Source organism: Aquipluma nitroreducens (genome assembly GCF_009689585.1).
GTDB lineage: Bacteria > Bacteroidota > Bacteroidia > Bacteroidales > Prolixibacteraceae > Aquipluma > Aquipluma nitroreducens.
Genome location: NZ_AP018694.1, coordinates 1,302,565 through 1,315,856, shown reverse-complemented (window position 1 = coordinate 1,315,856; position 13,292 = coordinate 1,302,565). Strand labels below are relative to the sequence as shown.

Annotated in this window: 14 protein-coding genes; 12 read left to right on the top strand and 2 right to left on the bottom strand. The window is 40.3% G+C overall.

Annotated elements, in window-relative coordinates; genetic code table 11:
• Positions 1–72: 72 nt before the first annotated feature.
• Positions 73–2,070: an elongation factor G gene (locus AQPE_RS05585; protein WP_318351317.1), complete on the bottom strand. Its 1,998-nt coding sequence runs from the start codon at positions 2,068–2,070 to the stop codon at positions 73–75.
• The gene (locus tag AQPE_RS05580; protein ID WP_318350064.1) at positions 1,956–2,228 is read right to left on the bottom strand and encodes a hypothetical protein; all 273 of its coding nucleotides are present in this window, start codon (positions 2,226–2,228) and stop codon (positions 1,956–1,958) included. Before AQPE_RS05580 ends, AQPE_RS05585 begins: the two co-directional genes overlap by 115 nt.
• A gap of 640 nt (positions 2,229–2,868) precedes the next feature.
• On the opposite strand from AQPE_RS05580, the gene AQPE_RS05575 reads away from it, so the two are divergent.
• From AQPE_RS05575 to rplV, 12 genes are all read left to right on the top strand, one after another.
• A complete protein-coding gene (locus AQPE_RS05575) occupies positions 2,869–5,055 on the top strand; it encodes a peptidase domain-containing ABC transporter (RefSeq protein WP_318350063.1) in 2,187 nt (728 codons plus the stop codon).
• 81 nt (positions 5,056–5,136) lie between these two features.
• Positions 5,137–6,453: an HlyD family secretion protein gene (locus AQPE_RS05570; RefSeq protein WP_318350062.1), complete on the top strand. Its 1,317-nt coding sequence runs from the start codon at positions 5,137–5,139 to the stop codon at positions 6,451–6,453.
• Between the two features lie 227 nt (positions 6,454–6,680).
• On the top strand, positions 6,681–7,061 hold the full coding sequence (rpsL, locus tag AQPE_RS05565; protein WP_318350061.1) for a 30S ribosomal protein S12: 381 nt from the start codon (positions 6,681–6,683) through the stop codon (positions 7,059–7,061).
• A gap of 126 nt (positions 7,062–7,187) precedes the next feature.
• Complete coding sequence (gene rpsG / locus AQPE_RS05560) at positions 7,188–7,664, top strand: 30S ribosomal protein S7 (protein ID WP_318350060.1); 477 nt, start codon at positions 7,188–7,190, stop codon at positions 7,662–7,664.
• 51 nt (positions 7,665–7,715) lie between these two features.
• On the top strand, positions 7,716–9,824 hold the full coding sequence (fusA, locus tag AQPE_RS05555; protein ID WP_318350059.1) for an elongation factor G: 2,109 nt from the start codon (positions 7,716–7,718) through the stop codon (positions 9,822–9,824).
• 27 nt (positions 9,825–9,851) lie between these two features.
• Positions 9,852–10,157, top strand: a complete 306-nt coding sequence (gene rpsJ, locus AQPE_RS05550; protein ID WP_318350058.1) for a 30S ribosomal protein S10 — start codon at positions 9,852–9,854, stop codon at positions 10,155–10,157.
• Positions 10,158–10,179: 22 nt separating this feature from the next.
• On the top strand, positions 10,180–10,797 hold the full coding sequence (gene rplC / locus AQPE_RS05545) for a 50S ribosomal protein L3 (RefSeq protein ID WP_318350057.1): 618 nt from the start codon (positions 10,180–10,182) through the stop codon (positions 10,795–10,797).
• Positions 10,797–11,426, top strand: a complete 630-nt coding sequence (gene rplD / locus AQPE_RS05540) for a 50S ribosomal protein L4 (RefSeq protein ID WP_318350056.1) — start codon at positions 10,797–10,799, stop codon at positions 11,424–11,426. The genes rplC and rplD overlap by 1 nt, the downstream gene beginning before the upstream one ends.
• Before the next feature lie 10 nt (positions 11,427–11,436).
• Positions 11,437–11,727: a 50S ribosomal protein L23 gene (gene rplW / locus AQPE_RS05535; RefSeq protein WP_318350055.1), complete on the top strand. Its 291-nt coding sequence runs from the start codon at positions 11,437–11,439 to the stop codon at positions 11,725–11,727.
• A gap of 8 nt (positions 11,728–11,735) precedes the next feature.
• Positions 11,736–12,560, top strand: coding sequence for a 50S ribosomal protein L2 (gene rplB / locus AQPE_RS05530; protein WP_318350054.1), 825 nt, complete (start codon positions 11,736–11,738; stop codon positions 12,558–12,560).
• 16 nt (positions 12,561–12,576) lie between these two features.
• Complete coding sequence (gene rpsS / locus AQPE_RS05525) at positions 12,577–12,843, top strand: 30S ribosomal protein S19 (protein WP_318350053.1); 267 nt, start codon at positions 12,577–12,579, stop codon at positions 12,841–12,843.
• A 31-nt stretch (positions 12,844–12,874) separates the two neighbouring features.
• Positions 12,875–13,288, top strand: coding sequence for a 50S ribosomal protein L22 (gene rplV, locus AQPE_RS05520; RefSeq protein WP_318350052.1), 414 nt, complete (start codon positions 12,875–12,877; stop codon positions 13,286–13,288).
• Positions 13,289–13,292: the final 4 nt, after the last annotated feature.

The following is a 13,292-nucleotide window of genomic DNA, read 5'->3' as shown; positions in this document are numbered from 1 at the left end:
ATTCTGAATTAAATATAAAAAACCCGGGTGGCATTCCCGGGTTTTCGTTTTAGCGTAGATAGATTTTGATTGCTATTCTTCCTTTTCTTCGGCTGCGTAGGCTGCAAGTAGTTCGTCCTGTACTTCCTGCGGAACCTTTTCGTATGCGGCAAATTTCATATTGAAAACACCACGGCCTCCGGTCAGCGAACTCAGCGAAGTCGAGTATTTATTCATTTCTTTCAGCGGAACACGGGCAGTAATTTTTTCGTAGCCTTTTTCGCTGCCCATTCCCATGATCAGTGCACGTCGGCCTTGTAGGTCGCTCATTACATCGCCCATCCGGTCGGCCTGAACCCAAACATCCATATCGTAAATTGGCTCCAGAATTTTAGGTCCTGCATTTTTAAACGCCATGCTAAACGCATTACGGCCTGCCAAACGGAACGAAATTTCGTTCGAGTCAACCGGGTGCATTTTGCCATCGTAAATGTAAACGCGAATGTCGCGTGCATATGAACCTGTAAGTGGGCCTTCTTCCATTTTTTCCATGATTCCTTTCAAGATGGCAGGTAAGAAACGGGCATCAATCGAACCACCAACAATACAGTTGTGGAATACCAGTTTTCCACCCCATGGAAGTGGAGTTTCCTGTGTGTCGCGAACCGAGACTTTCATCTCTTTTCCACCATAAATAAACATGTTTTTTGGTGCGCTGCCTTCTTCAAAAGGCTCAATAATCATATGAACTTCTCCAAACTGGCCTGAACCACCTGATTGTTTTTTGTGGCGGTAATCGGCCTGAGCAAATTTGGTAATGGTTTCGCGGTATGGAATCTTTGGAGTTTTAAATTCGATGTCAATTTTATGAATGTGGTCGAAGTACCATTTCAATGTATTGAGGTGGTATTCTCCTTGACCTTCAACGATTAATTGTTTAAGCTCCTTCGAGTAATTTACAATATAGGTTGGATCTTCTTCCTTTACCTTGTGCAGAATTTCGCCTACCTTTTCATCGTCAGTTTCAGAAACAGCTTTCACGGCAACCCTGAATTTTGGTTCAGGAAATACAATAGGTGCAAATTTCAGGTCAAGTTCTTTGTCGCAAAGTGTTTGGTTGAATTTGGTATCTTTTAATTTCACAGCGCAACCGATATCGCCAGCCACCAATTCAGTAACAGGGTAGCGTGTTTTCCCGGCGGTTACAAAAAGCTGCGAGATCCGTTCTTTTCCATTGTTAAACGTGTTGTACAGGTCTTTCCCTTCAGTTACTTTTCCTGACAATACTTTGAAATAGGTAACTTCGCCAACGTGCGGTTCCAGTGCAGTTTTAAATACGAATAATGAAGTTGGGCTTGTTTCGCTCAAAACTACTGGTTTGCCCTGAATAATTTCACGCATTGGTACCTGGGATGGAGATGGAGCTATGTTACAAACGAATTCCAATAAACGTCCAACTCCCATATTTTTTTTGGCTGAAACACAGAAAACCGGAAATAAATCCCGTTTTACCATTCCAATCCGTATTCCTTTTCTCATGTCATCTTCTGACAATGACCCTTGTTCGAAGTACAATTCCATTAAGGTTTCTTCGTTTTCAGCGGCCATTTCAATCAACTCGTTGTGCAATTCATCTGCACGTTCTTTTTCTGAAGCTGGGATATCCAAAACTTCAGGTTTGCCACCATCGGGACCATATTTGTACATTTTCATTTTCAGTACGTCGATGATGGAATTAAATCCAATACCAGTTTCAACCGGATATTGAACTACAGTTACTTTGTTCCCGAATTTGTTTTTCAGGTTGTCTACATCCTGATCGTAATTCGCATTCTCATTATCAAGATGGTTCAATACAAAAATTAATTTACTGTTTGCTGCTTCGGCATGGCGGAATGCCGATTCGGTTCCGGCACCAATTCCTGTGGACGCGTCAACAACCATCAGGGCAAGCGGTGCAACCTGAAGAGAAGAAACTACGCCACCGCTAAAATCGTCCATTCCGGGAGTATCCAGAATATTGATTTTTTTGCCGTTGACTTCGGTGTACATGAGCGATGAAAATACGGAGTTGCCGTATTCCTGCTCGATGAGATGGTAGTCGGATACCGTATTTTACTTCCAACGTCACCTCTGCGGTTAATTACTCCACCCTCGAAAAGCATAGCTTCAGCAAGGGTGGTTTTCCCACTGCCAGCATTACCAATTAGTGTAATGTTGCGAACCTCTTCTGTTTTATAGACTTTCATACGTTAAATAATTAGTTTTTTAATGGTCGAATGAAACTCACATGTCGACTTTTTTGTCGGTGCCCTTATATTCTTGCAAACATGTTTGTTTCATATTTAGATAGTTATATTGGTTTTTTACTCATTCATTATCAGCTTTCTGATGCTCTAAATCAGAGAGACGACCAAAATTAGTAATAATTACTTAACAATCAAGATGCGGCTAGATTACCTGAATTTGTTAATGAAAATACGAATTCAGCTGAAAATTAAAGGTTAAGGAAATCAATGAATTGAGCTTTTTAAGGATTATTAACTTTTAATGTAAGTGTCATTTAATTAGCGATATGCGACATTTATATGTTATTGAATAGTTTTTGCATGTTCCGAAAATTGTACTTTAGGGAAGGGTTTGGATTTCATTTTAAATATGCATTTTAGTGTTATGGTAACCAGTATGTTGTATGATAATTGGATTTTATGAATATTATGTTTTTATTTTGAATAAATAGTGATTTAAATTTTACAGATCAATTGTTCGTTAATCTGTTTGTCTGCAACGAAAGCTTCTATCCGTCTTTCCAAATTTCCTTCCAAAAATTAGATATAGAAATTAGAAGATTCATATAATTCTACTATTTTTGAGCATCAATGATTCGCCATGCCTAAATTTCCCTTCTTTAAACAATATGATGCAATGGATTGCGGACCTTCGTGTATCCGCATGATTGCTGCATTTTACGGGAAAAGTTATTCTCTCCAAAAGCTTCGTCAATTGGCACACATCACCCGCGAAGGAGTTTCGCTGTTGGGATTAAGCGAGGCTGCCGAAGCGATAGGGTTTCGAACCATTGGTGCCCGAATTACTTTCGAGCAATTATTAGAAGCGCCAAAGCCCTGTGTCGTTCATTGGGATCAGGAACATTTTGTAGTTGTTTATAAATTCCGGAAGGGAAAAGTTCAGGTGGCCGATCCTGCATTTGGCTTGGTTGAATATTCAGAGACTGAGTTTAAAAAGCATTGGCTGGCAACGGTTCGCCAAGGCGAATTAAAAGGCATTTGCCTCATGTTCGATCCAACTCCCAAATTTTTCGAACTTGAAGGTGAAACCATCAACAGGGGTAATTTTAGTTTCCTGCTGAAATATCTGAAGCCACATCGAAAATTGGTTACACAGCTTATTTTAGGATTTATAGTCGGAAGTTTAATTCAACTGATATTTCCGTTTTTAACACAGAGTATTGTCGATGTCGGTATCAATACGCAGGATATTAATTTTATATACCTGATTTTGGCTGCCCAGATGATGCTTTTCCTGAGCCGGATGACTGTCGATTTTATCCGTTCGTGGATTTTGCTGCACATCAGTACGCGCCTTAATATTAGCATTATCTCCGATTTCCTGATCAAGCTGATGAAGCTGCCGATCGGGTTTTTCGACACCAAAATGATTGGCGATCTGCTTCAGCGAATAGGCGATCATCGGCGCATCGAACGGTTTTTGACTTCCCAATCACTCAATGTCATTTTTTCTGTTTTCAACATTGTTATATTCAGCATTGTGCTTGTCATGTATAATCTGAGCATATTCCTGATATTCCTGTTTGGTTCGGCTTTATATATTGCATGGGTATTTTTATTCCTGAAGAAGCGCCGTGAACTCGATTTTAGACAGTTTACTCAACTGGCCGACAATCAAAGCAAGTTGATTCAGTTGATCAACGGAATGCAGGAAATCAAGCTGAATAATTACGAGCGCCAGAAACGGTGGGAGTGGGAGCGTATTCAGGCGCGACTTTTCAAGGTAAATATTAAGAGTTTGTCGTTACAGCAATACCAGCAGGCCGGTTCGGTTTTCATCAACGAGACCAAAAATATTTTCATAACTGTTTTAGCTGCCACATCGGTGGTTCATGGCAACATGACATTGGGTATGATGCTGGCTGTACAATATATAATCGGGCAGATGAATAGCCCCCTCGATCAAATGGTCGAATTTATGCAGGTGTCGCAGGATGCCAAGATCAGTTTGGAACGCCTGAGCGAAATTCATACACAGAAGGACGAAGAACAAGATCAGGCTGGTAAATTATCATCTTTGCCATCAAAAGCTGATGTTTCAATTTCTGATTTGGTATTTCAATACGAAGGGCCACATTCTCCCAAGGTTCTGAATCATATTAATTTGATCATTCCACAAGGGAAAGTGACAGCTATTGTCGGAACCAGTGGAAGTGGTAAAACAACTCTGGTAAAACTGCTGTTGGGATTTTATCCGCCGGTTTCAGGCAGTATAAAAGTTGGCGAAGCCGATTTATCTCTTTATAAGCAACATTGGTGGCGCAGTAAATGTGGCGCTGTGATGCAGGATGGGTTTATTTTCTCGGACACCATTGCCAATAACATTGCTTTGGCCGATGATGAAATCAACAAGGAAATGCTCGCTTACGCCGTTCGAATGGCGAATATTCAGGAATTTATTGAATCGTTGCCTTTAAATTACAACACGAAAGTTGGTCCGGAAGGAGTTGGTCTAAGTCAGGGGCAGAAGCAGCGCATATTAATCGCCCGTGCTATTTATAAAAATCCTGAATTTATTTTCTTTGATGAAGCGACCAACGCTTTGGATGCCAATAATGAGAAAGTGATATTGGAAAACCTGAATGAATTCTTTTCAGGTAAAACAGTTGTAGTTGTGGCTCATCGGTTGAGTACGGTAAAGAACGCGCATCAGATTGTGGTTCTCGAAAAAGGAGAAATCCTTGAAATTGGTAATCATGAAGAATTAACCGCCAAACAAGGCGCCTATTATAATTTGGTAAAGAATCAGCTTGAATTGGGAAACTGATAGTTGGCGGTGGCCAGTCCCAGTTCGCAGTAACCCCTACTGAACACTGAGACTGAACACTGAGACTGAACACTAAAGAAGATGGATAAAAAAAAGGAACCAATAGAAATTGAACTTCGAAGCGACGAATTTCAGGAGATTGTGCAGCAATCGCCCCGTTGGATGATTCGTTCCGGGATTTCACTGATATTGGGTGTGGTTCTTCTTTTGTTGGTTGGAAGCTATTTCTTTCGGTATCCTGATGTAATTAATGCTGATATTGTTGTGCTTTCTGAGAATCCGCCGGCGTACCTTGCAGCCCGAACCACAGCACGGATTGATTCGATGCTCGTTACCGATCAGCAGCTGGTTTCAGAAAATCAGGTTATTGCCATTCTTGAAAGTACAGCCAAGTTCGAAGATGCATTGAAGCTAAAAGATATGCTTTCAGGTATGGAGCCATTTATGCTTTCATTTGATACGCTGGCATCGGTCCATCCCGGAGTTGATCTACAGTTGGGCGACATTCAATCCGATTATTCAAGCTTTGTCAGGTTATACAATGATTATTTCACCTTTCTCAGGCTGAAGTTGCATCCCAAAAAGATTAAAGCCCTTCGGCAGCAGATCGCCATGAATAAGATATACTACGATCGGCTTTGGGCGCAGAAGAAAGATATGGAAGCTGATTTCCGGATTGTAAATACGCAGTTTAAACGTGACTCACTATTGCAGTTAAAAGGAGTACTTTCTGATCTCGATCTGGAAAAGAGTAAAGGATTGCTGATTCAGAAAAAATACAATCTGAATGGTTCACGAACAAAACTTGCCGAAACACAAAGTGCAATCATTAAATTGGAGCAGGACGTTGTGGATGCTGAAATGGAATTTGCCGATCAACAGAAAAAGGCACAGAATACCTTAATTGAAGCGATGAATGTGCTGAAAAGTCGTCTGGCTTATTGGGAGCAAACTTTTACAATTAAAAGCCCAATTTCGGGCAAGGTGAGTTTTGCCAACTTCTGGAGTAAAAACCAACAGGTAAAAAAAGACGAAATGGTATTTTCAGTCATTCCGGAGAAACAATCACAGATAATTGGGCGAATCAGTTTGCCGGTTAAAGGTGCCGGAAAAGTTGCTGTTGGCCAAAGAGTCAACATTAGGTTCGAAAATTTCCCTTATATGGAATATGGATTTATAAGAGCTACTGTTAAAAGCATTTCGTTGATGCCTAACAATGAAAATTACGTGGTCGAAGTGGAAATGCCACAGGACTTGAAAACGAATTACGATATTCCTCTAAAATTTAGTCAGGAGATGAAAGGATCAGCCGAAATAATTACCGAAGATTTAAGGCTTATCCAACGCTTTTTTAATCCGGTAAAATCTCACTTAAAACATCGGATTCCTCAGTCATAATAAGCCCTCTGGTCAACAGTCATCTTGAGTGTGTTAAGAATAATGGGAAAAAGATGATTTTTTTATTGGTTTTTATTGGGTTTTCTATTGACAATTAGTACTTTTGCGAGCCGTTTTAAAGGGAAAATCCCTTGAAGCGGACTGTAAAGTGTTGTTATTGTGGAAAATTGCAATACCTTTGCAGACCAATTTTTTACGTAAGTAATTTTTAAATTAAGAGTAGCTATATGCCAACGATTCAGCAATTAGTTAGAAAAGGTAGACAAAGTAATGCGGAGAAAAGTAAATCTCCGGCATTGGATTCTTGCCCACAGAGAAGAGGAGTATGTGTTCGCGTTTATACCACAACTCCAAAGAAACCAAACTCAGCTATGCGTAAAGTAGCTCGTGTTCGTTTAACAAATGGCAAGGAAGTGAACGCTTACATTCCAGGAGAAGGACACAATCTTCAGGAACACTCTATTGTATTGGTACGCGGTGGTAGGGTTAAAGACCTTCCAGGTGTTCGTTACCATTTAATTCGTGGTGCTCTCGACACAGCAGGTGTTGAAGGTCGTACTCAAAGACGGTCGAAATACGGTACCAAAAGACCAAAAGTGAAAAAATAATTTTTCGCAGGTTATTTTAATTTAATGACGTTCTAGCTTAGTGGTTTGAGTTGAGTAAAGAGGCCTGATAGCCGATTGAAGCATACAAATTACAGCTAATTTAAGTAACACTAAAGCATTATTGTAATGAGAAAATCGAAACCAAAGAAGAGGATCATTCTGCCCGATCCAAAGTTCAATGACACATTGGTTACCCGTTTCGTAAACGACTTAATGTACGACGGGAAAAAGTCAATCGCTTACCAAATCTTTTATGATGCGATGGACATCGTAAGCGTAAAAGTGAAAGATTCTGAAGTAAGTCCGCTGGACGTATTCAAAAAAGCACTCGAAAAAATTACCCCTCACGTAGAAGTAAAAAGCCGCCGCGTTGGTGGAGCTACTTTCCAGGTTCCTATGGAAATCCGTCCTGAAAGAAAAACTTCTATTTCAGTAAAAAATATGATTTTATATTCCCGCAAACGTTCAGGCCGTTCAATGGCTGAAAAACTTGCTGGTGAAATTGTTGCAGCCTATAACGAAGAAGGTGGAGCTTTCAAGAAGAAAGAAGATACACACCGTATGGCTGAAGCAAATCGCGCGTTTGCACATTTCCGTTTTTAGTATTTAGAAGTTTAGATAGATCGTTTTAGTTTAGATAGATATTGGTTTAAAATGGCAAAAGATTTAAATTATACCAGAAACATCGGCATCATGGCACACATTGATGCCGGCAAAACGACCACCTCGGAGCGTATCCTGTATTATACAGGTATCACTCACCGAATTGGCGAAGTTCATGATGGTGCTGCCACTATGGACTGGATGGAACAGGAGCAGGAACGTGGTATTACCATTACTTCTGCTGCTACTACAACATTCTGGAAATATCAGGATACAGAGCACAAAATTAACATCATTGATACACCCGGACACGTTGACTTCACTGTTGAAGTAGAACGTTCGTTGCGTGTTTTAGACGGTGCTGTTGCATTGTTTTGTGCGGTAGGTGGAGTTGAGGCTCAATCAGAAACTGTTTGGCGTCAGGCTGAAAAATATGGTGTTCCACGTATCGGATTCGTCAATAAAATGGACCGTTCAGGTGCCGACTTCTATAACGTAGTTGCCGAAGTAAGAGAAAAATTGGGAGCCAATCCGGTTCCAATCACACTCCCTATCGGATCTGAAGAAACCTTTGAAGGCGTGATCGATTTGATTGAGATGAAAGCCATCCGTTGGAAAGATGATGCAACATTAGGAACTACTTATTATACAGAAGATATCCCAGCCAATATGGTTGAGATATCGAATGATTACCGTGCTAAGCTGGTTGAAGCAGTTGCTGAACACGATGACGTATTGCTCGAACAATTCTTCGAAGATCCGGAATCAATCACTGTTGAGCAGATGTTGACAGTTATCCGCAAAGCAACCATTAGTATGTCAATCATCCCAATGATGTGCGGTTCTGCTTTCAAGAATAAAGGTGTTCAGCATTTGTTGGATGCTGTTTGTGCTTTTCTTCCAAGTCCAATGGATAAGGGGGAAATCGTTGGTACTGAATATGGCGAAGAAGTTGAAATCATTCGTCATGCCGATGTTAACGAACCACTTGCTGCGCTTGCGTTTAAAATTGCTACCGACCCTTATGTTGGTCGTTTGTGCTTCATTCGTGTGTATTCAGGAAAAATTACCGCAGGCGACTCGGTTTTCAATTCCAGAACTGGTAAAAAAGAACGTATTTCACGTATTTACCAGATGCACTCAAACAAGCAGAACCCGATTGATGTAATTGAGGCTGGTGATATTTGTGCTGCTGTTGGATTTAAAGATATCCGTACAGGTGATACTTTATCTGATTTGGATAATCCGGTTGTACTTGAAAGTATGGATTTCCCTGAACCAGTTATCGGTATCGCTATTGAGCCTAAAACTCAAAAAGATTTGGATAAACTGAACCAGGGTTTATATAAACTTGCTGAAGAAGATCCAACATTTAAAGTAAATACTGATCCTGATTCAGGACAGACAGTTATCCGTGGTATGGGTGAGCTTCACCTTGAAATCATTGTTGACCGTTTACGTCGTGAATTTAAGGTTGAATGTAACCAGGGTGCTCCTCAGGTTGCCTATAAAGAATGTATCACCAAATCGGTTGAAATTCGCGAAGTATTCAAGAAACAATCGGGTGGTCGTGGTAAATTCGCTGATATTATTGTTCGCGTTGAACCAGCCGATGAAGGCAAAACCGGACTTCAGTTCGTTGATGCTGTAAAAGGTGGTAACATTCCACGCGAATATATCCCTTCAGTTGCAAAAGGTTTCGAATCAGCATTGGCAAACGGTCCATTGGCCGGATTTACTGTTGACAGCCTTAAAGTAACCCTTCTCGACGGTAGTTTCCACGCTGTTGACTCGGATTCTTTATCGTTCGAAATTTGTGCCCGTCAGGCATTCAAAACAGCCGCAGGAAAAGCTGGTCCAAGGTTACTTGAGCCAATCATGAAATGCGAGATTGTAACTCCTGAAGAATATATGGGTGACATCATCGGTGACTTGAATCGTCGTCGTGGTCAAATTGAAGGTATGGAAGAAAAATCGGGTGCCCGTGTTATCAAGGCATTGGTTCCACTTTCAGAATTGTTCGGATATGTGACTGTACTTCGTACATTGTCATCAGGCCGTGCAACTTCATCAATGGAATTTGCAAAATATGTTGAGTTACCAAAATTACTCGCTACTAAGGTTCTTGAAGACCTAAAAGGAAGAACAGACTTATTATAATTATAAACTGTATTATTATTTCTCACTATGAGTCAAAAGATCAGAATTAAGCTGAAATCGTATGATCACAACTTGGTAGACAAGTCGGCTGAAAAGATCGTAAAAACAGTTAAAACTACAGGTGCAGTTGTAAGTGGACCAATTCCACTTCCAACTCACAAACGTATTTTCACTGTATTACGCTCAACCTTTGTTAACAAAAAATCAAGGGAACAATTCGAGCTGTCATCTTACAAACGTTTGATCGACATTTACAGTTCAACAGCAAAAACAATCGACGCCTTAATGAAGCTTGAATTACCAAGTGGCGTTGAAGTAGAAATTAAAGTTTGATAACCTGTAAAAACAAAGAAAAATGGCAGGATTAATCGGTAAAAAAATCGGAATGACTTCCGTATTCAGTGTTGAGGGGAAAAACATCCCATGCACTGTGATTCAAGCCGGACCTTGTGTTGTTACACAAGTGAAATCGGTGGCTACTGATGGCTATGATTCAATTCAGTTAGGGTTTGCTGACAAAAAAGAAAAGCATACCAATAAAGCTGAACTGGGTCATTTCAAAAAAGCTGGAACAGAGCCTAAAAAGAAACTTATTGAGTTCAAAGAACTTGTAGGTGAGTTTAAACTTGGTGATGTCGTTACTGTTGATTCAATCGATGAAGAAGGTTGGGTTGATGTTCAGGGTGTAACTAAAGGTAAAGGATTTCAGGGCGTTGTAAAACGTCACGGATTTGGTGGTGTGGGTGATTCTACTCACGGTCAGCACAACCGTTTGAGAGCTCCTGGTTCTGTTGGTGCATCTTCTTATCCATCACGCGTTTTCCCTGGAATGCGCATGGCTGGTAATGATGGCAATGACAATGTTACTATTCAGAACCTTAAAGTTTTGAAAGTGATTCCAGAGTCAAATTTATTGGTTGTTAAAGGATCAGTTCCTGGATGTAAAGGTTCAACCGTAATTATTTATCAGTAATGGAAATAAAAGTATTAAACACCGCAGGACAAGAGACCGGAAGAACTGTTACATTAGATGAACAAATTTTCGGTATTGAGCCAAGTGACCACGCCATTTATTTGGATGTGAAACAAATTTTGGCTAATAAAAGACAAGGAACCCACAGTGCAAAAGAACGTGGAGAAGTATCCGGAAGTACCCGGAAACTCAAAAAACAAAAAGGTACCGGTACCGCAAGAGCAGGCAGTGTAAAATCTCCTGTATTCCGTGGTGGAGGTCGCGTTTTTGGTCCACGTCCAAGAACTTATGATTTCAAATTAAATAAGAAAGTTAAGTCTCTTGCACGTAAATCAGCATTGACATATAAAGCTCTGGAAGAATCAATTTTGGTAATCGAAGATTTCGCTTTCGAAACTCCGAAAACACGCGAAATGGTGCAAATCAGTAATAATCTGAAAATTAATGATAAAAAGTCACTATTCGTTTTACCGGAAGAAAATAAAAATATATATTTGTCCTCCAGAAATTTACAGGCAGTTTCTGTTGTAACTGCTTCAGAATTAAATACTTACCAGATACTTAACGCTAAAAAAGTTGTAGTTCTGGAAAGTTCTGTAAGTAAAATTGAAGAATTGTTTAAGATTTAAAAGGCTGAAAATGGAAATTTTAATTAAACCGATCGTTACCGAAAAGATTACAGGTCAGGCCGAAAGTCTTAACCGCTACGGTTTTATTGTAAATCGGAACGCAAATAAATTACAGATCAAAAAAGCCATTGAAGGTTTATACAATGTTTCAGTGACTTCTGTAAATACTTTGATTCATGGAGGTAAAAGAAAGTCTCGTTTTACCAAGGCCGGTGTCATTTCAGGCAGTACCGGAATGAGCAAAAAAGCTATTGTTACAATAGCAAAAGGAGAATCTATTGATTTTTATAGTAATATTTAATTAAAAAAATGGCAGTAAGAAAATTAAATCCAGTTACTCCAGGTCAAAGGCATAAGATTGCCGGAACCTTTGAGTCCATTACTGCATCAACACCTGAAAAATCATTGTTGAAGCCAATGACGAGTTCCGGCGGTAGAAATGCCGGCGGTCGCATGACAATGAGGAATATAGGTGGTGGCCACAAACGCAAATACCGTTTTATCGATTTTAAAAGAGATAAAGATGGTATTGCTGCTGTTGTTGAGTCTATTCAGTATGATCCAAACCGCACAGCCCGTATCGCTCTTCTGGTATATCCTGATGGAGAGAAACGGTACATGCTTGCTCCCAACGGTTTAGTTGTTGGGCAGAAAGTTGAAACTGGCAGTGGGATCGCACCAGAAGTAGGCAATACATTGCCACTAGCTGAAATTCCTCTTGGAACTTTGGTTCACAACATTGAACTTCATCCAAGTCAGGGTGGTGTGATGGCGCGTAGTGCCGGTACGTATGCTCAGTTAACTTCGAGAGAAGGAAAGTACGCTATCGTGAAATTGCCTTCGGGCGAAGCAAGAATGGTTCTCGTAACTTGTCGTGCTACAGTAGGAATTGTTGGAAACTCCGACCACAACCTCGAACGTTCAGGAAAAGCTGGCCGCTCAAGATGGTTAGGTAGAAGACCTCGCGTTAGAGGTGTAGCGATGAACCCGGTAGATCACCCAATGGGTGGTGGAGAAGGTCGCTCTTCTGGTGGACATCCACGTTCACGTAAGGGCTTATTAGCTAAAGGCTTCAAAACCCGTGCTAAGAAGAAAGCTTCTAACAGGTATATTGTAGAAAAACGCAAGAAATAATTAAAAGGAGAAGAATATGAGTCGTTCATTAAAGAAAGGTCCTTTTATCGATTTCAAGCTCGAACGCAGAGTTCTGGCTATGAATGAAACGAACAAAAAGGCGGTAATCAAAACATGGGCCAGAGCATCTGTAATTTCTCCTGACTTTGTAGGGCAAACCATCGCAGTTCATAACGGAAATAAATTCATTCCTGTTTATGTGACTGAAAACATGGTTGGTCATAAATTCGGCGAATTTGCACCTACAAGAACATTCAGGGGCCATTCAAAAGGTAAAAAATAAGGCCTAAGCTTAATTATTAAAAGAATTCACGATGGGTGCTAGAAAAAGAAATAGTGCAAACGAACTAAAGGAAGCTAAGAAACAGCAGTATTTCGCTGTTTTGAAGAATTGTCCTACTTCACCGCGCAAAATGAGGCTTGTTGCCGATATGGTTCGCGGAATGGAAGTGAACAGAGCTCTTGATGTACTAAAGTTTTCCTCAAAAGAATCTTCACGCCGACTTGAAAAATTAGTTATGTCAGCTATCGCTAACTGGCAAGCTAAAAACGAAGGAAGCAGATTGGAAGAAAGTAATTTGGTAGTGAAAACTATTTCTGTTGATTCAGGAAGAATATTGAAAAGATTAATGCCTGCTCCGCAGGGACGTGCACACAGGATCAAGAAAAGATCAAATCATGTGACCGTTAGTCTTGGTAGTTTAATCGAAGAAAAAGTAACAGAATAAATAA

Bases quoted from the DNA above. Each gene is read 5' to 3' on its own strand.
- rpsS (WP_318350053.1), top strand. From the start codon at position 12,577: ATGAGTCGTTCATTAAAGAAAGGTCCTTTTATCGATTTCAAGCTCGAA.
- fusA (WP_318350059.1), top strand. From the start codon at position 7,716: ATGGCAAAAGATTTAAATTATACCAGAAACATCGGCATCATGGCACAC.
- rplB (WP_318350054.1), top strand. From the start codon at position 11,736: ATGGCAGTAAGAAAATTAAATCCAGTTACTCCAGGTCAAAGGCATAAG.
- AQPE_RS05575 (WP_318350063.1), top strand. From the start codon at position 2,869: ATGCCTAAATTTCCCTTCTTTAAACAATATGATGCAATGGATTGCGGA.
- rplW (WP_318350055.1), top strand. From the start codon at position 11,437: ATGGAAATTTTAATTAAACCGATCGTTACCGAAAAGATTACAGGTCAG.
- rpsL (WP_318350061.1), top strand. From the start codon at position 6,681: ATGCCAACGATTCAGCAATTAGTTAGAAAAGGTAGACAAAGTAATGCG.
- AQPE_RS05570 (WP_318350062.1), top strand. From the start codon at position 5,137: ATGGATAAAAAAAAGGAACCAATAGAAATTGAACTTCGAAGCGACGAA.
- rpsG (WP_318350060.1), top strand. From the start codon at position 7,188: ATGAGAAAATCGAAACCAAAGAAGAGGATCATTCTGCCCGATCCAAAG.
- rpsJ (WP_318350058.1), top strand. From the start codon at position 9,852: ATGAGTCAAAAGATCAGAATTAAGCTGAAATCGTATGATCACAACTTG.
- rplV (WP_318350052.1), top strand. From the start codon at position 12,875: ATGGGTGCTAGAAAAAGAAATAGTGCAAACGAACTAAAGGAAGCTAAG.
- rplD (WP_318350056.1), top strand. From the start codon at position 10,797: ATGGAAATAAAAGTATTAAACACCGCAGGACAAGAGACCGGAAGAACT.
- AQPE_RS05580 (WP_318350064.1), bottom strand. From the start codon at position 2,228: ATGAAAGTCTATAAAACAGAAGAGGTTCGCAACATTACACTAATTGGT.
- rplC (WP_318350057.1), top strand. From the start codon at position 10,180: ATGGCAGGATTAATCGGTAAAAAAATCGGAATGACTTCCGTATTCAGT.